Source organism: Halopenitus persicus, from assembly GCF_002355635.1.
Taxonomy (GTDB): Archaea; Halobacteriota; Halobacteria; order Halobacteriales; family Haloferacaceae; genus Halopenitus; species Halopenitus persicus_A.
Genome location: NZ_AP017558.1, coordinates 1,073,499 through 1,096,325, shown reverse-complemented (window position 1 = coordinate 1,096,325; position 22,827 = coordinate 1,073,499). Strand labels below are relative to the sequence as shown.

Below are 22,827 nucleotides of genomic sequence, written 5' to 3'. Positions count from 1 at the left end.
ACCGCGAATAGACGTCCAGACGGCAAAAAGGGACGGGGGCTTCAAACCCACAAGGGTTCTTCTGAAACTCGATCTGGATCTCGACGTCCTCGGCGTCGCCGTCGCTTCAAACCCACAAGGGTTCTTCTGAAACACACGACAGCGACAGCGTCACGGGTTCGCCCTGTTCGCTTCAAACCCACAAGGGTTCTTCTGAAACGGCATCGTCGCTCGGCACGTCGAACAGCCGCTCGTCGCTTCAAACCCACAAGGGTTCTTCTGAAACGCCGGCATCTCTCTCAGTTGGACTGGTTGTTTGGTCGCTTCAAACCCACAAGGGTTCTTCTGAAACCGTTTTCTCCTCGCCGACGGTGGTTGACGGGGTGGTGCTTCAAACCCACAAGGGTTCTTCTGAAACGTTTAGCGTGGCGTTTGACTCTACAGTTACATTATTGCTTCAAACCCACAAGGGTTCTTCTGAAACTTTTCGCCGACGTGTCCGTACGTCGTCGGAGAGACGCTTCAAACCCACAAGGGTTCTTCTGAAACCCGCCCTAATTCGGGCGAGCAGAGTCTACTACTCCCCGAATTCACATCAGTATTTTCATCGACCTCCAATACCTCCCAAACCCCTGGGGGATCGATGATATCCAACGCCGAAATTGGACAACCCCGATCGATGAAGACGTAAAACTACGTGAAGCGACTTCCAGGCTCATCGACATCGCCGAAAGTCGAAAACTCGAACGCAGCGGGATTTGAGGATTCGAATACGACGATTGAATCATCTGGTTCCAGTTTCTTTTGAATATCGTTCTTCATTGTAGTAACCTGTCCCTCGGTGAGCTCACCGTAAAAAACGGAGTACTGAAGATGCTCTAGCCGGCGCCGGAGCAGCTTTCGGTACACGCGCGTCCTGTCCGCAGGAACGTCATAGACAACAATAACGTGCATCTCACCACCACCGTTCCGTTGCGTGATATTCTTCTCCGGTTAATATGTGCTTCTTCAGACTCAGAACGTCCGTGCGGACGAGCGTCTTGTAACTCACGTTTCGCTCAAGTCGCGGGTGAGCTACCGTCTCGTCCAAGAGCTTTTCAAACTCTTCAAGCACCGTCATCCGGCCACTTTCGGTTAACAGACAGCCGTCGAGCTCCGATTCGAAATCATCAACCGTGATCTGTTGACGGTTAACTAGTCGAAAAACGAGACGATCAGCCAAGATCGGCTTGAAGATATCGGCGATGTCCAGGGAAAGTGTAAACCTGCGCTCGCCCGGTTCGTGTACGAATCCGACTGTCGGATCGAGTGCAGTTTTTCGGATTGCGGAGACGCAGGTCGTGTACGTCATCCCGTTCAAGAACGAGACGATGGCATTGGCTTCATTTGTCGGTGGGTTATACTGCCGCTTCGTCAACTCGAACGGATCGCGTAGAATTCGATCAAAGCAGCGATAATACGTCTTCCTTGCGTTCCCTTCAACCGCCCGTACTTCGTTGATGGTATCCACTGCTGCCACTTGATCCTTCTCATCAGCGAGGTCCGCAATGGCTTCACTGAAGTTCCCCCTTCGTCCGTCATAGTACCGGAGATTGCTCCGCATATTGTGAATACTGGCCTGTATAATCCGTTGTGCGATGGAGAGTCGTCGGTCATCATCGTAAGCGCGGACCTGCTCGACAACGGTATTTCCGGAGACCTGCCCTCGTTTGGGCAGGTACGATCCCTTATAGTAATCCTTCCATCCGAATACGTGTGCGGGCACACCGTGGTCGTTCAGTAGTCCCAGGGCGCGAGTGTTGAAGTCGATCTGCCCGTGTAGGTATAGTGAGTCGATGGATTCGACCGGCAAATATTCCGTTTCACCAGCCAGCGTGTCGATGCGCAGCGTCCCTTCATTACGAGAGAGTTCACCGTCAGCGAAAACGTGATGGTTTGGCTTTGGCATTGGTTACATCCAGCAGATGTCTTGGTACAGGCAACTATCACAGTACGACTTCTTTTCTAATGCTGGGGGCGTTTCGGCGCCGACTGTGTCCAGGATCCCTTCGACAGTAGCCTCGATTTGAGCTGTCGTCTCTGTGTTCAGTTCGACCTGTTCACGACGGCGTTCGGTCGGATAGGCGAGTACGCCGTCCTTTTCGATATCGTGGACCTCACGCAGATACCAGAGATAAAACAGAAGCTGCATACGAGCCGGCTTTTCCATCGCCGAGGAGACCTTCACCTCCATTATATCTCCGGACTCAAGCACGTCAAGCTGGATCCGGCCATCTATTTGGAAGGACTTTCGCGAACCTTGATAACTGGTTTCGTCGACGTGGGTCCCGCGTTGAATATTGGTCGTTTCCCTATCGATATCAATATCCCGCGACATAAACCAGAGTTCACGCCGACAGACGTGATAGTATTGGACCATAAGTCCCGTAATACGCGTCTTTGGCTCACGCGCAGGCTCACGTTCCGCCGCGACGTATTCAGCTACGCTGGTAGACACCGTTTCAGCCCCCCTGCCGGGGTTTGGGACACTCGGGTGGCATACATATCAGAATAAAGAAGAGATATATAAAGTTAGGGTCGGACGGTGTTTCGTCAGAAGCTCGTGAAGCGCCCCGAGACGCCTTCCGATTCCCGAAGACCACCGTCAGCAAAGTCATATGAGAGACCGCCGCTCCCGGTATACCAGAACACCTGCACGCCATCTGCGGATTCTTCCTTTCCATCGATGCGTGTAATACCCGCGGCATCTTCGATGACGGTCGCAGGGACGGAGATCCGGATGTCGGAACAGTGCTCAAGCATTTCATATGCCTGATGGGGGCGCTCCGAAAACAGGTCTCGGATCTCGTTCAGTCGCCGGCGCTCGGAAGCGGTCATCCCAACCAGAACGTCGAACGTTTGCTGTCCATCAATGAGAGATCTTTTCGCGAGACTCGGCGCGTCCGCCGTTTCAATATATTCTCGGATCCGTCCGCTCGAGAGTTGTTTCTCGCTCAGACGGTCGAAATACTCATCTACCGCTGCTTTCGAGACGTCGACATCGCGTGCGTCCGATGGGTCCGGGACGTTATTGAGGACGTTTCCGATGAGTTCCAGATGAGCAGGCAGCCGGAGTTCCTCACCATGGCGTTCGTATACATAGTGGGCCAGCGGTGGACTACTCGGGCTCTTTGGAGCATCCTCGTCAGTACGAGCAAGCGTCCAGACGGTGACTCGTCCACCGTTCTTTCCCCACTCGTATGAGCGGTTGCAACGGCCCGCTGCCTGCACGATACTATCGGGGGGTGCCACGTCTCGAAACACGTTTTCAAAACTAAGGTCGACGCCCGCCTCGATCGCCTGTGTTGAAACGAGAATCAGGGGAACTTCGCTCGTGGAGAGCCACGTTGCCAGTTGGATCAGAACTCGTCGATCAAACGGCCGATATCGCGAGTTGAGTGTCAGAAGATAGTCCTGACACATCCCGTCGACCTTCGGATACGCCGTTGGATCGAATTCTTGATCGACGATCGGATCCTCAAACCCGGCGTCTTCCAGTACGGCGGCCGCGACTGAGCGAACCGACCGGCAAGTCGTGGCGTCAACATCTTGCCCTTCCAGAACCGTTCTGATCGATCCGCCCAGATGAACGGTTTTCGCTTGATCTTGGATTGCCTCCGTTAGTGCTCGAGAGCTCTGGATGGTGTTACAGATAGCCAAGCAGGAACCTCGTTGACCGGTGCTTTCGAGAATTCGATCTGCGGCAGCGGTATGGCTCAAGTATTGCTTTTCTGGGGCTTCCGACGATGGGTCAAGCGACCGTGCAGTCGTGTCAATCGTGTAGCGAACACGTTCTGCTTCTTCGAAGTACTGTTCTTCCGGGGCGGGAGAAAGCTGGGTCGGATACGTCGGGGTGTCCTCACATCGACCACAGGAGTCGGATGGATGATTTGCGCCGGCATCAAGCAGCGACACCGTCTCTCGATCTCGCAGCAGGGTCGGCTGTGTCGCCGTCATCGCGATGATCCGGGCGTTATACTCGTCTGTCAGCAGAGTCAGCAGGCGTTGGACACCATCCCACCAGCCTTTCGGCAGTGCCTGGGGCTCATCAAGAATCACGACTCCGCCATCCAGGGCGGAGAGCTTCAGACCTTGGCGGTTAGTTGGCCCAGCTAAACTTTCGAAGAGCTGCACGAAGGTGGTGAGAATGGTTCCATCGCGCCAGGCCTCCCCGAGATGCGCGGCGTGCTCGTTAGCATCCGTCTCGTCGACGTCACCGGTCCCGGACCCGTGATGGACGACCGTCTCACTCAAGTAATGATGGACAGTAAGCGCCGATTTCGCCGGGTCGGCGCCCCAGAGATCTTCGTCTTCAAAGATCGCCCGTGTCTGTTCGATGATACTGGTATACGGCAACGCGTAGACGATCGGACGGGGTTCAGACCGCTGCTCCGTCTTCTCGAGTATGTCACGGGCTTCGAATGCTGCCGAGAGACCGGTGAACGTTTTTCCGAGGCCAGTCGGCAGCGAAAGGGTCGCGATCGCGGACTCATCACTGTTTAGCCATTCGTGTGTCCCACGTACCGATTGTCGGCGTGCCCGCTCGCGGTCGTCGTTGAGTCGAGCCGTGAGATCGTTTACCGGGGGTTCACTCCGGAGGTCTGCAATGTACTCCTCGATAACTCCCTTTTTGAGCGTATCAAGATCAAAGACAGCCGTTTCGTCGAGAGGAATCGCATGACTCTTATCGGCAAGCGTGGTGGCAGCCCAGTAGTGGAGAAGTCGATCGTAGAGTCTTGCAGGGAGCTTCTCCGACTCGGGCTCGACGCCACCGAATAGCTCTTCAGCGCTGTGTGCTCGCAGTTCATCCGCTGCAGAGCCGGACCGTGCCCACTCGTAGAATTCACTCCACGCACACCCGGCACCGGCTTGTTCGAACAACTCTGTGACTGCTACTGGCCAGGTTGAGTCGATCGCTTTGAGCTGTGCAGACAGCACCTCCGATCCAGATTCGAAGGCACTCGCAAGCGTTTCTGCAGTATAACTCGCTGTTTTCGGAAGTGCTTGGTGATGACGCGCGATCGCCAGCGTCCCTGCGAGTCGGTCACAAGGTGGTGCATCCAACTCCCCCAGCACGAACCAGGTCGCGAGTGCCCCAAATCGGGCGTGGGCCTTCTCCTCGGGTGGACCGTCGTATTCCCCCCGGACGTACGCTTGGAACTGTGGGGTTGCTTTCCCGATATCGTGAAGCGTCGCGGTGGCTCTGAGATAGTCCGCTCGTTCGTCACCTGGGCCGAACAGGCGACTGGCTCGATCACCAACGATCGCGTTATGTGCCGTCAGTCGGAGGTTTCCGGCGGGCGTCAGACTCGCGTCATCGTATCTGCTCCGAACATCTGGGTCGTCGATCGGATGGGAAATGAGTGGCTGTTTCATCGTTCAAAGCGTGAGGATCAACTGACGGCTACCGGAACACGACGTTCCGATCTCCGACCTGAACGGGCGTCAAATCAGCTTTATCAGCAACTTTCACCCGTTTGTCGCTGCGTTTGGTGAACACGTAATCGTCGAACCGGGTCGTCCGTCGACCGCCCTGTTCGGCCTCCATAATGGCTGGCGACCGTTCCACACCGTAGGACACGCCGGGTTGTGGCACTGTCTCCGATAGCGACACCGGGACGATCGAATCGATAGCATCGGCGTTCGGCTTATGGGTCGGGTTGGCGTCGATCGTGACGTCTTCGATGGTCGCGAGATATTCCGATTTCCCGAGACTTGGTGGGTACACCGAAGTCCCGTTTTTGAGGTGATCTCGTAGGGATTTATGGAAGGATGTGTCCTCAACCGCAACGTCAATTCTGTACACAGGATCCGCAAGCACCTCATAGGCGTGGAGTTGCCGGTCTTTCGTTGTATCTTGGTAGGTGATCTGATACGACCGCCAATGACCACTCGTTTGTGTGACGTCTTGTCCTGGGTCGGTTCCGAGTCCTGTTGTCGGAACGTTGATCGTTCGGAGATCCGCAAGTGGCGTAATGGCGATCGCGGAGCTGTCGCTCTGAAAGACGTCGTAGTAGGAATCCCGGTCCACTCCGACGATCGCTGCCAGCAGCCCGGCCACCGTCGTTCGTGGCGGAATACGGTATGTCTGCTTCGTAACACTGCGTCCAACCCGCTTGAAATGTCCCCACGTGGACCGAATAGTAAAGGACAGACAGCGGTCCGGAACGCCATCACCGTCGATGTGTGGGGTCATTTTGCTGTGATGTTCGTAGGCACTAGTTTGCGAGGTCACGCTCTTCGATGACGTCGATTTCGTGGACGTCATAGCCGTCTTCCGAGAGCACTTCGCCGAAGTCATCAGCAGAGACGGTCACGGATCCTGTGTCGATTGTGAGGCGTCTATCACCAAGGACGTGGATGGTCTTGATACGATCGGAGACATCCGCAAGCGCCTCGAGGAGATCGGACGCATCGACGGTGATGTCGGACACGGATCGGAGCGGCTGTTCGCTTTCTCCGGCGAGATCGAGCAGATTCTGCAGGCCGCCAATATGGAAGTCTTCCTCCGAATACTCTACCCGTATGTAGAGCCGCGGCTCCTGGCCGAGTTTCGACCGCGACGTCGTCTGGTTTTTCAAGGCCCGCCAACACAGCGTATCCAGCCGTTGAACGTCGTCTTCCGAGAGATTCGTCGCCGCAGCGTTGTTGTTGTCCACAAGCCCCCAGAATGGGAAGATCCCGTATTTGATGCGCTTATCATCGAGATCAAAGCCGCCTTGGCGGTTCTCTTCGCCGGTCGAAATGACGCTCGTCAGTGAGTCGTATTCCTCGTTTTCTTCGACTTCATTCAGCGACTTTGAGGGGAGGAACTGAACCGGTCCTTGGAAGTTGTTCGGGAATGAGTCGCTAAGAGCCTGCCGGAACGCCTCGTCTTCTTCATCGTCACTCGATTCGAAGCTGAGTGTTGCGCCGAAATAGCGAACGTCGGTCGCAGCGTCAAGGAATTTCTTTCCGATGTCAGAGACGTCTTCGATATCGTCGGCGTCGTCGACGTCCTCTAAGACGTCTTTAACGAGCGTCGTCCTGGTTCGGGATTCTCCATTGAGCTTTTTCACGTAGATGTCGAAGCCGTCATCGAGGAGTTGGTCCCGAATGTACCGCTTGAGACGGACATCCGTGACAATTCCTTGTCCCGTGTCCGGGTCACGGCGAGGGCGGTTATCACCGATGGGGTTACCGTTAGGGTTGCAGTCCTGTGCGTCGTACACGAAGAGGATCTCCGAGCGGTTTGGTGTCGTCATTGTTATTAGATGTGTGAATATTAGTCAGCGGGCTGTTCTTCGGCCGCACCGCCCTGGTTATCGTCTTTTTTCAGATCGAATGCGACTGGCATCGATCGACGCCCGTGGGCGTGACCAAGCACGTAACAGAACCGAAGTTCGCGCTTATCGATGTCCCATTTCGTCGGCATCTCCTCGGTCGTCTCGAGGAGCTCATCAACCGTTTCCGGGAAGAGGACGTCGCGCTCGTACTCCGAATCGTGTGCGTAGACTTTGGCTTTTTCGAGGGCGGACGTGAGGGCATTTTCGAGCCCGTTTTTCGTGAGCTCGTCGCCCGCTGTCTTCGAATCCAATGGACGACCAACCCCCCGCTCGTTTTCTTGATGCCAGCTTATCTGGCCGACGAGCACGCCTGCAACGGCCGCTGCACGTCGAGCCGTTGCGTCGAAGAGTGGTCGTTCCAGAAAGGAGTTGAACCGTTGTGTTCGAATTTGCGATACCTCCGTCATATCGATGTTGCTGTCCGTGAGTGAAGTCATGTGTTGGTCTGGTTCGATGGGAACGTCAAGGCCATCCAGAAGGCCAGCTCGTGAAAGAGCCTCCAGCTGGACCAGCTGCTGTGCGATTAGTGGGACAGGTGGGGAGTCACCGCCTTCGCTGGCATCATCATATCGATCGAGGTACTCTCCGAAGAGTACCGACGCTTCGATCGGAGTACCAGCGATGATGCGATGGTCGACGATCCGCCGGAAATCATCGCCCTCTTCGTCGCGGTACGCGAAGGTTGAATTCGTGAATTCGTGGCCGGTGATCAACCCATACGCAACCTTTCGCCCCTGATCGCGTTTCGTCGGGAGATCCAGTAGCGGCCACCCTTTATGCGGGATAAAGCCGCCACGCTCCGGATCCAGAGTCGGTCCCTGCCTGGTGTCGACGAGCGCATCAGCCAGCGTGGTTAACCAATACGTGTCGGCGGCCGGTTCCTCAGCGATGACGTTCTTGTCATCGCTAATCGGCATCGTGATCATATAGAACCGAAGCTCGGTCTTTGCGAGGTCACGTATCGTCTCGTCGTCGCTATCTTGGAGCCGGTATGTGACGCGAGCCATCGGTGGCGTCTCCGTCTCGTCGTCATCGGGATTCCGAAGGCCATCGATCGCTCGATAGAGCAACTGCGCTTTTTCGGCAGTGAGCTCACCGGCGAAATAAGGCAGTGTGTACGTCTCTATACCGCCGTTACGGTGGACACAGGCGTCGATCAGGTCCTGACCCTTCGAGAACAACATCGCAACGTCCTCGCTAACCGGATAGTTTCGCCAGGATTCTTGTTTGCGTAGGGCCGGTTGGGCGTCCGGGTGTTTGACCGAGAAAATCCCAAGAGGACTTTCCGGTGTCCCGACGACGTGCTCTTCGTCGCCTGTGACGACGCCGACAGCATCTCCCTCCGATGCACCAGAGTCGATGTTTTTATCGGCAGCGTTACCAGTTGCGTACCGGCGCATCGCTGCATTGAGGACGTCGATATCAGCCGGATGGATCCAGTCGATACCGCGGTCATCCGGTCCCTCGATTTCGGTGGTATCGACGCGGAACCGGATCGTTAGAGCCGTCGGGATGGACTCATCAGCTGGAAGACGCGAAACGATATCCTCCTTGAGGGATCCGAGGCTGTCTGTATCCTTCTCAAAAAGGTCAGCGAGCGCATCGATGATCCAGCCATCCGGATGGCCGTCGTCACCAGTTACGCTCTGAACTCGGTCTTGCCCCGTCCAGGAGCGAACACGGCCGATTATCGTACTCGCGACACCGTTGGCGTCGTTACCGTTTTTCGACCCGATCTGTGTGAGGCTATATTTTGCCCCGCGCCCGGAGGATTTGTGTGAGTACGCCAGCTTCGGAACGTCATCTTCTCGAAGCGGCTGGCGCTCAAACCCTTCCATAGTCGGTGCCTCTCCGGTCAAATCGACATCAACGGTGATGAGACGTCCTTCGTCGACGAACGGATCAAGCTTGCTCGAGGTTGTATAGAGCTCTCCGCCACTTTCGGCGACGGCCAGTACCCCGTACAGAGCCATTACATCCTCGAAGCTTGCCGGCGGACGATCGTGCCAGTATCCGTCGATTGCCTTCCGGAACTGTTCTCTTGTAGGGCTGCTCACGGTCGGGTCACCACCTGTCGGCGTGACATCACTGAACTCCCTCCTGGGCTTGTAGTGCTTCCCGGGGACCGACTTTCGAGTCTTCTTCGATATTGATGAAGCCCAGCCCTAGGGCGTTCCTTTCTCCGAGCCCGGCGTCCAGTGCCAGGTTCAGATGGCGGCGATGGTGTTCGTCGCGAACCTCGTACTTGAATCGCCATTTTGAGAGTATGACCGTCCGTTCCTCGCCTTGCGTCACTTCCAGCGGCAGTGCGAAGGTCTTTATTAGCTCGTATTCGCTGAACAGGTTTCCTTCCCGGTCGGTCGGACCTGGAAGCTCCTCCGGGCAGAATAGGTCGTGTTTCTTATCGAGGTTCTGTTGGATCTGTGTTTGAAGCGGTTTCATCGAGTGCTTCGGTCGCCAGAACACGGCGCCGTCGCCGTCGGGATCGATGTCGTAGTCATCGAGCCTCCAGGGTGGGATACGGACGAGAAGACCGGTCCCGCTCTCGATCGTCCCTCGCGTTCCCGGTTCGCCAACGTCGGGAGAGAGAGGCGTGATCTCAGCCACTTCAAACGGCATCTCCCCGACATTGAATGCTGGATCCTGCGCGAGTCCTGCGGAAACAGCTCGTAACAAATCCGGGTCCGTCGCTGAGACGAGCACGTTCCGCTGTTCTCCTTCAGTGATGTCACCCCACGGAAATATGTTCGAGAAACACAGTCCGATCGGACGGTCCGCGTCATGGAGGTCAGTGAACTCAGTCCCCTCGAGAGCGCGCCAAATCCGGCCTCGAAGCTGGTGGTGAGCAGCGTGGTCATAGACCGCATTTGCTTGGGCCTCGAGCCGGATCAGCAGCCGCATATACTGGCCCGTCGAGATGTTTTTTGGGAGAGCATATCAGTTAGTAACCACAAACCCTCATTTTATAAGTGTTTGTGCAGCGGTAAATGAATATCCAAGCGGTTCATCTGTGCACCGTTAATGCACGCACTCCAGTCCGTCTGCTTCACCTTCTATCAGGTGACGGCTGGAACAGACATATAACCGAATCGGTCCGACTCGTTGCGCGTCGATGTTTATATGTTATATACAACAGGAGAACTGAAAGGTAGCCCTCTCGATGGTTTCGGTTCTCCTCGAGGAGCGTTTGGACCGTCGGCTGAGTCCGTGAGCGTGTTCGCGCCACTGGTGACTTCAATAAATGTGAAAACCCGCCGGCTGGTCTATTCCGGCCTTCAGAGGCGGATAATACGCGGAGTCGCCAACCACTTCGCCCCCGGCCACCACTCACCTACCCGGACGCGAGCTCGACGCCGGTGATCTCGAATCGTGCGCCACCCGCCTCGGACTCGGTCACGCGGACGTTCCAGCCGTGGGCCTCGGCGATCCGCTGGACGATGCTCAGGCCGAACCCGGTTCCGCCGACGTTCGTCGAAAACCCCGCCTCGAAGACCGCGCTGCGGTCCGCATCGGGGATCCCCGGTCCATCGTCCTCGACGTAGAACCCGTCCTCGAGGCCGCCGACCGTCACGGTCACCTCGGGGCCGCCGTGCTCGACTGAATTTCGCATCAGGTTCTCGAACAGCTGTTTGAGCCGCCCCTCGTCGGCCACCACGGTACGATCGCCCTCGATGACCAGCGTGGCGTCGGCCGTCTCGACGGTCTGCCAGCAGGCCCCGGCCAGGGCTGCGAGATCGACCGCATCGGTCTCGGCGACGGCCTCGCCCTCCCGCGCCAGCGTGAGCAGGTCCTCGATGAGCGCCTCCATCCGGCCGTGGGCGCGCTCGACCGCCGCCAGGTGCGGATCCGCACCGTCACCGGTCTCGCGTGCCAGTTGGAGATGGCCCGTCGCGACGTTCAGCGGATTTCGCAGGTCGTGTGAGACGATGCTCGCGAACTCCTCGAGGCGCTCGTTGGCTCGCTTGACCGTCTCGCGTTCGGTCACGTCGATGTACATCGCCAGCGTGCCGACGACCTCGCCGGCCGCGTTCCGCCGCGGGACCGCCCGCAACCGCGTTTCGACGACCTCCCCGTCGGCGGTGACCAACTCCCGTGGCTCGGTTGTGAACTCCCCGTTCAGGGCGTCCGCGTAGCCGCCGTCCTCGATCAGCGACGTTACCGAATCGGCCGTGTAGAAGTCCGCGAGTTCGGTTCCGACGAGCGCGTCCGGGTCGATCCCCAGCGTGTCCGCGAACTGGTTGTTGCAGTCCTCGATGACCGGCCGGCCGTTCTCGGTTCGCGTGACGACCGCCATCACGGGCGCCTCCTCGAACAACGTCCGATACTGGTCCTCGAGCCGGGTCGTCAGGTTCTCAAGCTCCTCGGTCTTCCGCTCGAGCTCCCGTTGGTAACGCTTGGAGTCGTCGATGTCGAGGTGGATCCCGACCGCCCGAACCGGGTCACCGTCCGCGTCCCGCTCGACGATCCTGCCGAGGTCCCGGATCCATTTCCACCCGCCGTCGGCGGTTCGCATTCGGTGCGTGGTGTCGTAGTAGTCCGTTTCTCCTCGCCGATGCGCCTCGAGTGCGTCCGTGACCGCGGCGATGTCGTCGGGATGGACGCGCGTCTCCCACGCGTCGAGGTGTGACTCGAGGTCGTCCAGCTCGTAGCCGAGCATCTCGGCCCACTGGTCGTTGAACTCGACCGTGTCGGTCCGCATGTTCCAGTCCCAGACGCCCAGGTTCGCCCCCTCGACGGCGAGCTCGAGCCGGTTCTTGAGCGACCGGATCTCCTGGAGCCGCTGTTTTTGCTCGGTGATGTCCCGCGAGATGACCACGAACCGGTCGCCGTCGTTCGCCGGCAGGCGAGTCAGGTGCACCTCCACTGGGAACCGCGTCCCGTCCCCGGTCTCGAACGTCGTTTCGACCTCGGTCCGGTCGCCGACGTCCATCCCGTCCCAGATCTCCCGCAGCCCGTCCGGTCCGATCTCCCGGTCGATCTCCCAGACCTTCCGTCCGACGAGCTCCGACTTCGGTTGGTCGAACGCCTCGCAGAACTGCCGGTTCACGTCGACGATGGTCCCGTCGCTGGTGTGGAGGTCGATCATGTCGGGGGAGTTCTCGAAGAGCGCCTCGAGGCGGGCCGTGGTCCGTTCGAGATACTCCTCGCGCGCCTTGGCCTCGGTGACGTCGCTCACACGCACGATGTATCCGCCGGCCGTCGTCGCCCGCTGGGTGCTCACCCGCGTCTCGAGCCAGACCCACGACCCGTTCCTGTGTCGGAAGCGAAACTCGGCGGTGACGACGGTCTCCGCCTCGGACTCGATGACGTCGGCGAACGCCTCGCGGACGGCCCGCTCGTCCTCGGGATGCACGTGCTCGAACACGTGTTCGACGGTCCGCTCGTCCGGCGCGTATCCGGTGAGACGCTGCACGGCCGGGCTTTCATACAGAATCTCGCCCGACTCGTCCACGATCAGGATCCCGTCGGCGAGGGTCCGCACGATCTCCTGATATTGGTCTCTTGTCAATTCCATTATCCGGACATATGGATAATGACTGATTATGAAACCTTTCATTGGCCGACTATCCCGCTCGACGGTGGCGGCTGACGGTCCCTGACGCCGCCACGCGCTGGCTGCGTGCTCTCGAAACGGCACGTTTTCCGTATTCCCGGCCAACATCCGCATATGACCGATGGCTCTCACGACCACCACTCCCACGACGACCAGCACGACCACTCCCACGACGACCAGCACGACCACTCCCATGACGACGATCACCACCAGCACGACCTCGATCAGCTCGAGATCTCGGTCGTCACGATCTCGAGTTCGCGCTCGCTGGACGAGGACGCGACCGGCGATCGCCTCGTGTCGATCCTCGAGGAGGCCGGCCACGAGGTGACGGTTCGGGAACTGGTCCCGGACGACTTCGACCGCGTCCAGGGCACGGTCAATCGGCTCGTCGGGCGGGGCGACGTCGACGCCGTCATCACGACCGGCGGAACCGGAGTCACCCCGGACGACGTCACGCCCGAGGCGGTCCGACCGCTCTTCGAGAAGTCCCTGCCGGGGTTCGGGGAGACCTTCCGCCGGCTCTCGTTCGCGGAGGTCGGAACGAAGACGATCGGGTCGCGGGCGACGGCCGGGATCGCCGACGGCGCGCCGGTCTTCTGTCTGCCGGGATCGACCGATGCGGTCCGACTCGGCCTCGAGGACGTGATCCTGCCCGAGATCGGCCACCTGGCAGGACTGGCGCGACGAGATGACGACGAAGCGGACGCCGATGCGGACGATGCGGACGCCGATGCGGACGATGCGGACGCCAATGCACCGGACTCGAGCACGACCGCGAGGACCGACGAGAACCCAGCCACGGACGCCGACTCGTCGGGTCCCTGACTTCACCTAGTCCGCATCGATGGCGGCCGCGAGGGCGGGCAACGCCCGTTTGACCGCGGCGCCGTCCTCGAGAAAGACGATCGTCCGGGGCGGCCGGACCGCCTTCGGGCGAACGCGAAGGCCGGCCGCCTCGGCCGACGCGGCGACCGCGTCGACCCCGGCGCGGAACTCGAGACGGACGCGCTCGGGCTGAACGAACGCCTCGGCGATCGTCGCGGCATCGTTGGTGGTCGCCTCCGCGTCTGCAACCGTATCCGCCTCCGCGTCTGCAACCGTATCCGCCTCCGCGTCTGCAACCGCCTCCGCCTCCGGGTCTGCATCCGTTTCCGTTCCGGGCACGCGGACGATCCGGTAGGCGAGCGTGCCGTCGAGGGTCGGCTCCACGTCGGGGTCGGCGTCGGTCACCCGGAGGTCGCGGAGGCGGCCCGCGTCGCCGGTGACCTCCGAGGCGAGCAGCTGTGCGATCCGGACGCCGTCCTGCAGCCGGTCGTCGACCATCAGGCGACCCCCTCCGCGGCCGGGGTCCCGTCGCGGGATCCGTCTCCGCCGTCTCTATCTCCATCCCCTCTATCTCCATCTCCGCCGTCTCCATCCTCTCGCTCACCGTCCCCGTCGTCTCCGTCCTCGCCATCCCCGGCCAGGAGGTCCTCCCGGACGTCCGCGGCGAGGGGGCCGACGTCCACGCCCTGCTCGTTGGCGTACAGGACCGCGGCGGCCTCGATCGTGATCTCGAGGCCGCGCTGGCGTTCGTTGATCGCGGCGACGGCGGTTCGTTTGTCCACGCCGGCGTCGACGGCCGCCTCGAGCGCACGCTCGAAGGTGGACTGCTCCCGGAGGATCGACTCGTCGGGGACAAATCCCTCCGGGACCTCCACGGCGTCGACGTCGAACGCGGGGACCAGATCGTCGTCCTCCCGGTCGAGCAGCCCGCGCCCGGCGGCGACGTCGACGAGGCGTTTGGCCTGGTCGGGCGAGAACCAGTCCCGGTCCAGCGAGAGGGCGACGACGAACTCGCCCTCGCCGAGCCGGTTCCGTCCCTGTTGGCGGAACGGGGCCGCGACGGCGGTCCGTAGGCTCATACACGGCCGGGAGCGAGCCACGCCGGTAAAGCTACCGAACCGGAGCGCTCCGCGGCCCCGAGTCGAACGGTTCAAGTATTCGCTCGGCGTTCCTGGGCGTATGAAGGACCAGGGACGCTCCACGCGGAAGCGAACGGGCGGTCGACTGCGACCCGCACACGACAAGAAGCGCCACCAGCTCGGCCGGGAGGCCGCCGAGACGACCGTCGGCGAGCCCCGCTTCCAGTACATCGACGCGCGCGGCACCGACGAGAAGGTCCGCGCCCTCTCGACGAACGTCGCGCAGGTCTCCGTCGACGGCGAGACGGTCTCGGCCGAGATCGAGAACGTCGTCGAGAACCCCGCGAACGTGAACTACGTCCGCCGGAACATCATCACCAAGGGCGCCATCATCGAGACCTCCGAGGGTCGCGCCCGCGTCACCTCCCGTCCGGGCCAGACCGGCCTCGTGAACGCGGTCGCCGTCGACGAGTAACCGCCCGCGCTCCGGCCAACGGCGCCCCGACCAGCGGCGACCCGGACAACCACGCTTTTCGGATCATCAGGTTCGTGAGCCGTGTCGCCGGCGTCCTCCCGGCGCACCAGGCTGCAGCCGATCCGCCGGGCTATCCACGAACGTGAATATCACAGCCGTTCCAAAACGGTTTTTGCACACGACTTCGCAGTATCAGGTGATGACCGCCTACACTGCGACCGTCACCGTCCGGCTCAAGCGGGGCGTGCTCGACCCCGAGGCCGAGACGACGAAGCGGGCGCTCGAACGGCTCGGGTTCGAGCTCGAGGACCTCCGGTCGGCCGACCGGTTCGAGATCGACCTGGAGGCCGACGACGCCGACGCGGCCGCCGAGCGCGCCGGCGAGATGGCCGAGCGCCTGCTCGCGAACCCGACCATCCACGACTACGAGGTCACGGTCGCGGACCGATGACCGTCACCGTCCTGCAGTTCGGCGGGTCGAACTGCGACCGGGACGCCGTCCGGGCGCTTGAACACCTCGGGATCGACGCCGAGCGCCGGTGGCACGCGGACGGCCTCCCCGCCGAGACCGACGGGATCGTCATCCCCGGCGGGTTCTCCTACGGCGATTACCTCCGCGCCGGCGCGATGGCCGCCCGCGCCCCCGTGATGGAGGCGGTTCGCGAGGCGGCGGCCGACGGGACGCCGGTGCTCGGCGTCTGCAACGGCGCCCAGATCGGCGCGGAGTCGGGGCTCGTCGCGGGTGCGTTCACCACCAACGAGAGCGCGCGCTTCCAGTGTGAGCCCGTCCACCTCCGCGTCGAGCGCGCGGACACGCCCTGGACCGCCGCCTACGAGGAGGGCGACGTGATCCGGGTTCCCATCGCCCACGGCGAGGGGCGCTTCGAGATCGACGCGGACGCCCACGAGGCCCTCGCGGCGGACGACCGGATCCTCTTCCGATACTGTGACGCGGACGGAGCCGTCACCGATGCCGCCAACCCCAACGGGTCGACCGGAAACGTCGCCGGGATCCTCGGCGATCGCGAGACGACCGCCGTGTTGATGCCCCATCCCGAGCGTGCAACCCTTCCGGACGTCGCCGCGAGCACGGACGGACAGGGCGTTCTGCGGGCGTTCGCCTAGCGCGTCCGATCGACCCCTCCCCGATCCCCTTCGCTTTACTCCCCCCGATCCCCTTCGCTTTACTTCCCCCGATCCCCTTCGCTTTACTCCCCCCGATCCCCTTCGCTTCACCCCGACGGGAACGCGTTCGTCGTCAAGGGTTTAACCCGTCCCCCCGCTAGATTCATTGTATGAGCCAACAGCAGGGGGAGGACCCGTCCTCCGCCGAGGCCGACACGCAGCGCCGCGACGACGCCGACCGGTTCGCGGGACGCAAGGACGAGGACCTCCGAAGCCGGGACGTGACCGAGGGGGCCGACAAGGCGCCCCACCGGTCGATGTTCCGGGCGATGGGCTTCGACGATACCGACCTCTCCTCCCCGCTCGTGGGGGTTGCAAACCCCGCGGCGGACATCACGCCGTGTAACGTCCACCTCGACGACGTCGCCGACGCGGCGGTCGACGGGATCGGCGCAACCGGCGGGATGCCGATCGAGTTCGGCACGATCACCATCTCCGACGCCATCTCGATGGGGACCGAGGGGATGAAGGCCTCCCTCATCTCCCGTGAGATCATCGCGGACTCGGTCGAGCTCGTCTCCTTCGGCGAGCGGATGGACGGACTGGTGACCGTCGCCGGCTGCGACAAGAACCTCCCCGGGATGATGATGGCCGCGATCCGGACCGATCTGCCCTCCGTGTTCCTGTACGGCGGCTCGATCATGCCCGGCCAGCACGACGGTCGCGACGTCACGATCGTCCAGGTCTTCGAGGGCGTGGGCGCGTACGCGCAGGGCGACATGGACGCCGACGAGCTCGACGATCTGGAGCGGAACGCCTGCCCGGGCGCGGGATCCTGCGGCGGGATGTTCACGGCCAACACGATGGCCTCCCTCTCGGAGGCGCTGGGACTGGCGCCGCTTGGGTCCGCCTCCGCGCCCGCCGAGGACGAGGAGCGCTACGCGGTCGCCGAGCGCGCGGGCGATCTGGCTCTCGACTGCATCGAGAACGACCGCCGACCCTCGGACATCCTGACCCGGAAGTCCTTCGAGAACGCCATCGCGCTCCAGACGGCGATCGGCGGCTCGACGAACGGCGTGCTTCACCTGCTCGCGCTGGCCGCCGAGGCCGGCGTCGACCTCGACATCGAGGACTTCGACGAGATCTCCCGGCGCACCCCGAAGATCGCGGACATGCAGCCCGGCGGGCAGAGCGTGATGAACGACCTCCACGAGATCGGCGGCGTGCCGGTCGTGATCCGCCGGCTGCTCGAGGCGGGCCTGTTCCACGGCGACCAGCTGACGGTCACGGGCCGGACGATCGCGGAGGAGCTCGACCGGCTCGACCTCCCCGACGACGACGCGATCGACGCCGACTTCCTCTACACCGTCGACGAGCCCAAACAGCCCGAGGGCGCCATCAAGATCCTGCAGGGGAACCTCGCGCCGGAGGGTGCGGTCCTGAAGGCGACCGGCCAGGACGAGTTCTACCACCAGGGCCCCGCCCGGATCTTCGAGACCGAGGAGGACGCGATGGAGTACGTCCAGACCGGCGAGATCGACTCCGGCGACGTCATCGTCATCCGCAACGAGGGCCCCACCGGCGGTCCCGGGATGCGCGAGATGCTCGGCGTGACCGCGGCCGTGGTCGGCGCGGGCCACGAGGACGACGTCGCGCTGCTGACCGACGGCCGCTTCTCGGGCGGCACCCGCGGCCCGATGATCGGACACGTCGCCCCCGAAGCGGCACAGGGCGGCCCGATCGGCCTCATCGAGGACGGCGACGAGGTGACCGTCGACATCCCCGAGCGTGAGCTCTCGGTCGACCTCTCCGTCGACGAGCTCGACCGCCGCCGCGAGGAGTGGGAACCGCCGGAGCCGCCCTACTCCGGCGGCGTCCTCGCGAAGTACCACCGCGACTTCGCCTCCGCGTCCCTCGGTGCCGTGACGAACCCCGGACTCACCTCCGACCGCGACGAGTAACCCGGGACACCGCCGGTCGCGACCCGTCGGTCGCGTCAATCGTCGTCGAACAGCTCGCTGATGTCCTCGCCCTTGCTCTCGCCCGGCAGAATGTCGCCGAGCGCCGCCCCCAGCGCGGCGGGCGCCCAGACGACGCACACCCGCGCGAACGCCTCGAGCCGGGTCGGGTCCTCGAGCGCGAGCCGGCCCCACAGGGCCAACATGCCGAACGACCCCCCGAAGGAGACGAGCAGGACGCCGAGATAGCGACGCGGAACGAGCCCGAACACCGGCCGCGTGACTCGCACCTCTCGGATGTCGGCGTAGTACAGCAGTCCGCCGGTCAGCCCGAGGACGAACAGGACGTGCGCGAGGAAAACCACCGGAATCGGTCCGACCCGGACCGCCGTGAACCACCGAGCGATGACGAAGACCCCGTCCTCGACGAGAAACGGGAGCGCGAAGATGACGCTCCCCACGAGCGCCTCGGCCATGTCCCGCGACGTGTATTTATAAATGTGCTCGGTGAAGGCGGTGCTGCCCGGCATCCGCCGAACCAACGAGATGGTCCGTTCGACCTCCCGCCGCTCGTGGGGCTCGTCGACGGTGTCCGAGAGATCGTCGAGCCTGTCGAGCAGGTCCTCGATATCCGGATGCTCCTCGTCGTCGTTCGGTCCATTTCGGACGTCGTCGGGGACATTCCGGGTGCCACCTGCTCCATCCGGGGTGCCACCTGCTCCATCCGGGGTGCCACCTGCTCCATCCCGGTCGGCATCCGAGCTCTCCTCGTCGGTCCCTCCGTCGGCGGCCATACGCGACCCTCGGCGGCCCGGCGCAAAAACCCACGGGCGGACTACGCCGTGGCTTCCCCGCGTGCCCTCACTCCGGGGACTCCTCGAGGAACTCGACGCCGGTGATCTCGAACCGCGCGCCGCCGGTCGCGGACGCGGTCGCTCGGACGTCCCAGCCGTGGGCGTTCGCATACTTCTCGACGATCGCGAGGCCGAATCCGGTGCCGTCGCTCGTTCCCGAGAAGCCGTACTCGAAGACCCGCTCCCGTTCGTCCTCGGGGATCCCGGGACCGTCGTCGGCGACGTAGAAGCCGTCCGGCGCGCCGTCCCCGGCGTCGGACAGCTGGCCGATCTCGATCCGCACGTTCTCGCCGCCGTGTTCGACCGAGTTCGCCAGCAGGTTCTCGAGGATCTGTCGGAGGAGTCCCTCGTCGGCTCGAATCGTGCGGTCGGTCTCGACGGTCAGCGTCGCGTCGGTCGTCTCGACGGTCTGCCAACACCGCCGCGTGACCGCCGACAGATCGATCGGCTGGAGTTCCACGTCGGCGTCCTCGCGGGCGAGCGTCAGCAGGTCCTCGATCAGCGTCTCCATTCGGGCCAGCGACCGGTCGACCGCACCGAGGTGCTCGCTGTCACACTCCGTCATCGCGAGCTCGAGCCGCCCCTGCGCGACGTTGAGGGGATTCCGCAGGTCGTGTGAGGCCACGCTGGTGAACTCCTCGAGGCGTTCGTTCTTGTCGACGAGCTCGCGCTCGTGCTCCCGAAGCGTCTCGGTCCGGTCGACCTGTTCGAGCGCCGTCGCGACGTTCCCGGCGAGGATCTCCCCGAGGACCCGGTCGTGGTCCTCGAAGGCCTCGACGGTCTCCGAGCCCGCGATGAGGACTCCGTACTCTCCCAGCGGGAGGTACATCTCGCTGCGAACGTCGGTCTCGGGATCGTAGACGTCGGCGTCCTCGCGAACGTCGTCGACCGAGAGCGCCCGGCCGGTCTCGTAGACCCGCCAGGCGATGCTTTCCCCCTCGGTGAACGTCGGCGGGTCCCCGACCAGTTCCCGGAGGGCGTCGGTCGCGGCGACCGGGACCAGCCCGCCCCGGTCCTGGTCGTGGAGATGGACCGCGTTGGCCTCGAGGTCGAGGACGTCGCGCGCGGCGGCGACGGCGATCCCGGCGACCGCCTCCCGGGTTCGTGCGGTCATCAACCGCTGACTCGTCTCGCTGAGCGTTTCGAGGCGGCGCTCGTGTCGTTTCCGGTCGGTGACGTCCTGGTAGACCCACAGGTGGCCCCGACCGTCCGGCAGCTCGATCGGACGGTAGCTCCGGGCGACCGTCCGCCCGTCGGCCAGCGTGATCTCCTCCCCTTCGACCGGCTCGCCGTCCGCGATGCGGCGGTCGACCCCCGTACGGAACGCCTCCGGATCGGCGAACCGGTCGCTGACCGTCGCCGCCAGCGCCTCGCAGTCGGCGCCGGCCGCCTCCGCCGGCGACCCGGGCATCTCGAGGAGCTCGAAGATCCGTTCGTTGGCCGCCAACACGGTCCGGTCGACGTCCTCGGCGAGCACGCCGACGGGCAGCGTGTCGAACAGCGTCGAGAGGACCGCGTTCGTCTCCTCGAGCTCGTGTCGCTGGCGCCGCCGTTCGGTGACGTCCTCGAACTGGGAGACGATCGTGATGACGGTCCCGTCGGCGTCGGTGACGACCCGGTTGTGCCACGAGCAGAGGCGCCGATCGCCGGCTTTCGTCACGATCTCGTTGACGCTGTGATAGCCGCCCTTGTCGGCAAGCAGCTGGCGTTCGACCTCGGCGACGTGTCGGCGGATCTCGGACGGAACGATCGGGAGCCAGGTCCCGCCGACGAGGTCGGCCGCCTCGTAGCCCGTGATCGCCTCCGCCGCCGCGTTGACCCGCCGGATCGTGAACGTCTCGTCGTAGACGATCGTTCCCAGCGGCGACTGGTCGATGAACCGCGAGAGCCGGCGCTGGCTCTCGGCGAGCGCCTGCCGGGATCGGTACTGATCGACCGCGTTCTCGACCCGATTGGCGAGCACCGTGTACGCGTCCATCCGCGGCCCTTTTTGGATGTAATCCGTGACGCCGGCCGAGATCGCCTCGCTGGCGATCTCCTCGGAACCCTTGGCGGTAAAGAGGACGAACGGAACGTCCGGATCGATCTCCCGGACGTGCTCGAGGAGCGCCAGCCCGGTCAGGTCCGGCATGTCGTAATCCGAGACGATACAGTCGATCGCGCCCTCCCGAACCCGGTCGAGCCCCGCGTGCGCGTCGGTCTCGGTGACGACCGTGAACGCGTCGTTCTCGCGTTCCAGCGCGACCGCCGTCAGCTCGGCGACGTCGGGGTCGTCGTCGACGTGGAGCACTCGTATTCCCTCGGACGAGTCCGTCGTCGGGTACTCGTAGGGGCGGTCGGCCATGGTCGTCGTCACTACTCACGGACGACACCTATAGCTTCGTGTCCGCCCGTCGATCGGCCGGCGTCGTGTCGGTTGGATAGCAGAAATCGTCACGACGGACTCGCATCGGACGGGTCGGAGTCGGACGGGTCGGAGTCGGGTCCGGCGTCGCGGCGACGAACCGCAACCCCGCTCCGATCACCCAACGTGACGGCGGGTGCAGTCGGGACAGAGCGTGCTCCGCACGCTGTGTTCCGGGATCGAGGCCCCACAGCGCCAGCACGTCGACCGGGAGATCGTGTATTCGGTGTGTGACTCGATCGACACGTGTTCACGTGTATTCCGCATATGGTGTTCGAACGGACGGGTATAGTAAATACTTCCGTACAAACGGATTATTATTGTTTAATGTGATCTGTGAATGCGTCATCTCGGCAGACATATATAGCGGTGTTGTCGGCTATTATAAACTGATTAACCCGTGTTCGGCGTCGGTCGACCCGACGGTCGGCCTGCGGCTGGCCCCGGTTGGAACCATCACATATGCATCCCGAGTTCAGCGAGGCAGTCGAGGATCACCACGACAGGATCGACGTATCGGCGCACGATGAGGTCTACATCATCGGGGACGTCCACGGGAGCCGAGACACCCTCGACCGACTCCTCGCGGACTGTGCGGTGGGCGAGGACGACCTCGTGCTGTTCGTCGGCGACCTCGTTCGAAAGGGACCGGACAGTCCGGGCGTCATCGACGTCGTTCGCGACGATCCGCGGTTCCGCAGCGTTCGGGGAAACAACGAGCAGAAGATCGTGCGTGGCGACACGGACCCACAGTGGCTTCGGGAAGGGGATCGGGCGTACCTCGAGACGCTTCCCGTCGTGATCTCCTTCGCCGACGCGCTCGTGGTCCACGGCGGCGTCGACCCGACCCGGCCGCTCGAAAGTCACACGGTCGAGGAGCTATTGACGATGCGTGCGCCGAACGGTGACGGATACGATGGCCCGTTCTGGTACGACGACTATGACGGTCCCCACCGCGTGTTTTTCGGCCACACCGTTCACGAATCCCCGGTGGAACGGGAGTTCGCCGTCGGGCTCGACACCGGCTGCGTCTACGGCGGGACGCTCACCGCATACCGGTACCGGCACGATGACTTCGTTGCCACGGATCCTGCAGTAACACACCGGTCCCGGGCGGATTCGAAGGTCGTTTCCCCGATCTGACGCCTCCGTCTACAGATACGCAAGGCGAGTGCCTCGGGGTCGTTCGGAAACGTTCGATTTCCGT

20 protein-coding genes and 1 CRISPR repeat array (1 of these 21 cut by a window edge) are annotated in these 22,827 nt (G+C 62.6%); of the genes, 6 read left to right on the top strand and 14 right to left on the bottom strand.

Going from position 1 to position 22,827, the window contains the following annotated elements; translation table 11 throughout:
• Window positions 1-528: a CRISPR direct-repeat array (repeat unit 30 nt; unit sequence GCTTCAAACCCACAAGGGTTCTTCTGAAAC) (it extends 2,382 nt beyond the left edge of the window).
• A 144-nt stretch (window positions 529-672) separates the two neighbouring features.
• From cas2 to CPZ00_RS05215, 9 genes are all read right to left on the bottom strand, one after another.
• On the bottom strand, window positions 673-933 hold the full coding sequence (gene cas2 / locus CPZ00_RS05255) for a CRISPR-associated endonuclease Cas2 (protein ID WP_096389957.1): 261 nt from the start codon (window positions 931-933) through the stop codon (window positions 673-675).
• A gap of 1 nt (window position 934) precedes the next feature.
• Window positions 935-1,927, bottom strand: a complete 993-nt coding sequence (gene cas1b, locus CPZ00_RS05250; protein WP_096389956.1) for a type I-B CRISPR-associated endonuclease Cas1b — start codon at window positions 1,925-1,927, stop codon at window positions 935-937.
• Window positions 1,928-1,930: 3 nt separating this feature from the next.
• On the bottom strand, window positions 1,931-2,476 hold the full coding sequence (gene cas4 / locus CPZ00_RS05245) for a CRISPR-associated protein Cas4 (protein WP_096389955.1): 546 nt from the start codon (window positions 2,474-2,476) through the stop codon (window positions 1,931-1,933).
• Window positions 2,477-2,571: 95 nt separating this feature from the next.
• The gene (locus CPZ00_RS05240; RefSeq protein ID WP_096389954.1) at window positions 2,572-5,394 is read right to left on the bottom strand and encodes a CRISPR-associated endonuclease Cas3''; all 2,823 of its coding nucleotides are present in this window, start codon (window positions 5,392-5,394) and stop codon (window positions 2,572-2,574) included.
• A 28-nt stretch (window positions 5,395-5,422) separates the two neighbouring features.
• Window positions 5,423-6,214: a type I-B CRISPR-associated protein Cas5b gene (gene cas5b / locus CPZ00_RS05235; protein WP_096389953.1), complete on the bottom strand. Its 792-nt coding sequence runs from the start codon at window positions 6,212-6,214 to the stop codon at window positions 5,423-5,425.
• 22 nt (window positions 6,215-6,236) lie between these two features.
• A complete protein-coding gene (gene cas7b, locus CPZ00_RS05230; RefSeq protein WP_096389952.1) occupies window positions 6,237-7,262 on the bottom strand; it encodes a type I-B CRISPR-associated protein Cas7/Csh2 in 1,026 nt (341 codons plus the stop codon).
• A 20-nt stretch (window positions 7,263-7,282) separates the two neighbouring features.
• Complete coding sequence (gene cas8b / locus CPZ00_RS05225; protein WP_096389951.1) at window positions 7,283-9,316, bottom strand: type I-B CRISPR-associated protein Cas8b/Csh1; 2,034 nt, start codon at window positions 9,314-9,316, stop codon at window positions 7,283-7,285.
• 112 nt (window positions 9,317-9,428) lie between these two features.
• The gene (gene cas6, locus CPZ00_RS05220) at window positions 9,429-10,244 is read right to left on the bottom strand and encodes a CRISPR-associated endoribonuclease Cas6 (protein ID WP_096389950.1); all 816 of its coding nucleotides are present in this window, start codon (window positions 10,242-10,244) and stop codon (window positions 9,429-9,431) included.
• Between the two features lie 430 nt (window positions 10,245-10,674).
• Window positions 10,675-12,858 (bottom strand): PAS domain S-box protein, encoded by a 2,184-nt coding sequence (locus CPZ00_RS05215; protein ID WP_172861786.1) that lies wholly within the window; start codon window positions 12,856-12,858, stop codon window positions 10,675-10,677.
• 153 nt (window positions 12,859-13,011) lie between these two features.
• On the opposite strand from CPZ00_RS05215, the gene CPZ00_RS15295 reads away from it, so the two are divergent.
• Window positions 13,012-13,725 (top strand): MogA/MoaB family molybdenum cofactor biosynthesis protein, encoded by a 714-nt coding sequence (locus tag CPZ00_RS15295; protein WP_157744184.1) that lies wholly within the window; start codon window positions 13,012-13,014, stop codon window positions 13,723-13,725.
• Between the two features lie 6 nt (window positions 13,726-13,731).
• On the opposite strand, the gene CPZ00_RS05210 is transcribed toward CPZ00_RS15295, so the two are convergent.
• Window positions 13,732-14,223: a hypothetical protein gene (locus tag CPZ00_RS05210; RefSeq protein WP_096389948.1), complete on the bottom strand. Its 492-nt coding sequence runs from the start codon at window positions 14,221-14,223 to the stop codon at window positions 13,732-13,734.
• Complete coding sequence (locus CPZ00_RS05205; protein WP_096389947.1) at window positions 14,223-14,804, bottom strand: DUF2240 family protein; 582 nt, start codon at window positions 14,802-14,804, stop codon at window positions 14,223-14,225. Before CPZ00_RS05205 ends, CPZ00_RS05210 begins: the two co-directional genes overlap by 1 nt.
• A 100-nt stretch (window positions 14,805-14,904) precedes the next feature.
• Between CPZ00_RS05205 and CPZ00_RS05200 the strand changes: the two genes are divergently transcribed.
• The 4 genes from CPZ00_RS05200 (at window position 14,905) to ilvD (ending at window position 18,365) form a co-directional block, all read left to right on the top strand.
• Window positions 14,905-15,279, top strand: coding sequence for a 30S ribosomal protein S8e (locus CPZ00_RS05200; protein ID WP_096389946.1), 375 nt, complete (start codon window positions 14,905-14,907; stop codon window positions 15,277-15,279).
• A gap of 199 nt (window positions 15,280-15,478) precedes the next feature.
• Window positions 15,479-15,730: a phosphoribosylformylglycinamidine synthase subunit PurS gene (gene purS / locus CPZ00_RS05195; RefSeq protein ID WP_096389945.1), complete on the top strand. Its 252-nt coding sequence runs from the start codon at window positions 15,479-15,481 to the stop codon at window positions 15,728-15,730.
• Window positions 15,727-16,404, top strand: a complete 678-nt coding sequence (gene purQ / locus CPZ00_RS05190; RefSeq protein WP_096389944.1) for a phosphoribosylformylglycinamidine synthase I — start codon at window positions 15,727-15,729, stop codon at window positions 16,402-16,404. Before purS ends, purQ begins: the two co-directional genes overlap by 4 nt.
• 170 nt (window positions 16,405-16,574) lie before the next feature.
• On the top strand, window positions 16,575-18,365 hold the full coding sequence (ilvD, locus tag CPZ00_RS05185; protein ID WP_096389943.1) for a dihydroxy-acid dehydratase: 1,791 nt from the start codon (window positions 16,575-16,577) through the stop codon (window positions 18,363-18,365).
• A gap of 35 nt (window positions 18,366-18,400) precedes the next feature.
• On the opposite strand, the gene CPZ00_RS05180 is transcribed toward ilvD, so the two are convergent.
• The 3 genes from CPZ00_RS05180 to CPZ00_RS15565 form a co-directional block, all read right to left on the bottom strand.
• Window positions 18,401-19,156 (bottom strand): DUF2391 domain-containing protein, encoded by a 756-nt coding sequence (locus tag CPZ00_RS05180; RefSeq protein ID WP_096389942.1) that lies wholly within the window; start codon window positions 19,154-19,156, stop codon window positions 18,401-18,403.
• A 67-nt stretch (window positions 19,157-19,223) separates the two neighbouring features.
• Complete coding sequence (locus CPZ00_RS16075; protein WP_157744183.1) at window positions 19,224-21,572, bottom strand: PAS domain S-box protein; 2,349 nt, start codon at window positions 21,570-21,572, stop codon at window positions 19,224-19,226.
• Between the two features lie 165 nt (window positions 21,573-21,737).
• On the bottom strand, window positions 21,738-21,887 hold the full coding sequence (locus CPZ00_RS15565) for a hypothetical protein (RefSeq protein WP_172861784.1): 150 nt from the start codon (window positions 21,885-21,887) through the stop codon (window positions 21,738-21,740).
• Between the two features lie 195 nt (window positions 21,888-22,082).
• On the opposite strand from CPZ00_RS15565, the gene CPZ00_RS05170 reads away from it, so the two are divergent.
• Entirely contained in the window at window positions 22,083-22,763 is a 681-nt protein-coding gene (locus CPZ00_RS05170; RefSeq protein WP_096389940.1) for a metallophosphoesterase family protein, read from the top strand.
• Window positions 22,764-22,827 lie beyond the last annotated feature (64 nt).

What these genes read in the sequence shown, in the direction of transcription:
- cas2 (WP_096389957.1), bottom strand. Translation starts at nt 933, where the DNA reads ATGCACGTTATTGTTGTCTATGACGTTCCTGCGGACAGGACGCGCGTG.
- cas1b (WP_096389956.1), bottom strand. Translation starts at nt 1,927, where the DNA reads ATGCCAAAGCCAAACCATCACGTTTTCGCTGACGGTGAACTCTCTCGT.
- CPZ00_RS05240 (WP_096389954.1), bottom strand. Translation starts at nt 5,394, where the DNA reads ATGAAACAGCCACTCATTTCCCATCCGATCGACGACCCAGATGTTCGG.
- cas5b (WP_096389953.1), bottom strand. Translation starts at nt 6,214, where the DNA reads ATGACCCCACACATCGACGGTGATGGCGTTCCGGACCGCTGTCTGTCC.
- cas7b (WP_096389952.1), bottom strand. Translation starts at nt 7,262, where the DNA reads ATGACGACACCAAACCGCTCGGAGATCCTCTTCGTGTACGACGCACAG.
- cas8b (WP_096389951.1), bottom strand. Translation starts at nt 9,316, where the DNA reads ATGGCTCTGTACGGGGTACTGGCCGTCGCCGAAAGTGGCGGAGAGCTC.
- cas6 (WP_096389950.1), bottom strand. Translation starts at nt 10,244, where the DNA reads ATGCGGCTGCTGATCCGGCTCGAGGCCCAAGCAAATGCGGTCTATGAC.
- CPZ00_RS05215 (WP_172861786.1), bottom strand. Translation starts at nt 12,858, where the DNA reads ATGGAATTGACAAGAGACCAATATCAGGAGATCGTGCGGACCCTCGCC.
- CPZ00_RS15295 (WP_157744184.1), top strand. Translation starts at nt 13,012, where the DNA reads ATGACCGATGGCTCTCACGACCACCACTCCCACGACGACCAGCACGAC.
- CPZ00_RS05210 (WP_096389948.1), bottom strand. Translation starts at nt 14,223, where the DNA reads ATGGTCGACGACCGGCTGCAGGACGGCGTCCGGATCGCACAGCTGCTC.
- CPZ00_RS05205 (WP_096389947.1), bottom strand. Translation starts at nt 14,804, where the DNA reads ATGAGCCTACGGACCGCCGTCGCGGCCCCGTTCCGCCAACAGGGACGG.
- CPZ00_RS05200 (WP_096389946.1), top strand. Translation starts at nt 14,905, where the DNA reads ATGAAGGACCAGGGACGCTCCACGCGGAAGCGAACGGGCGGTCGACTG.
- purS (WP_096389945.1), top strand. Translation starts at nt 15,479, where the DNA reads ATGACCGCCTACACTGCGACCGTCACCGTCCGGCTCAAGCGGGGCGTG.
- purQ (WP_096389944.1), top strand. Translation starts at nt 15,727, where the DNA reads ATGACCGTCACCGTCCTGCAGTTCGGCGGGTCGAACTGCGACCGGGAC.
- ilvD (WP_096389943.1), top strand. Translation starts at nt 16,575, where the DNA reads ATGAGCCAACAGCAGGGGGAGGACCCGTCCTCCGCCGAGGCCGACACG.
- CPZ00_RS05180 (WP_096389942.1), bottom strand. Translation starts at nt 19,156, where the DNA reads ATGGCCGCCGACGGAGGGACCGACGAGGAGAGCTCGGATGCCGACCGG.
- CPZ00_RS15565 (WP_172861784.1), bottom strand. Translation starts at nt 21,887, where the DNA reads ATGCGGAATACACGTGAACACGTGTCGATCGAGTCACACACCGAATAC.
- CPZ00_RS05170 (WP_096389940.1), top strand. Translation starts at nt 22,083, where the DNA reads ATGCATCCCGAGTTCAGCGAGGCAGTCGAGGATCACCACGACAGGATC.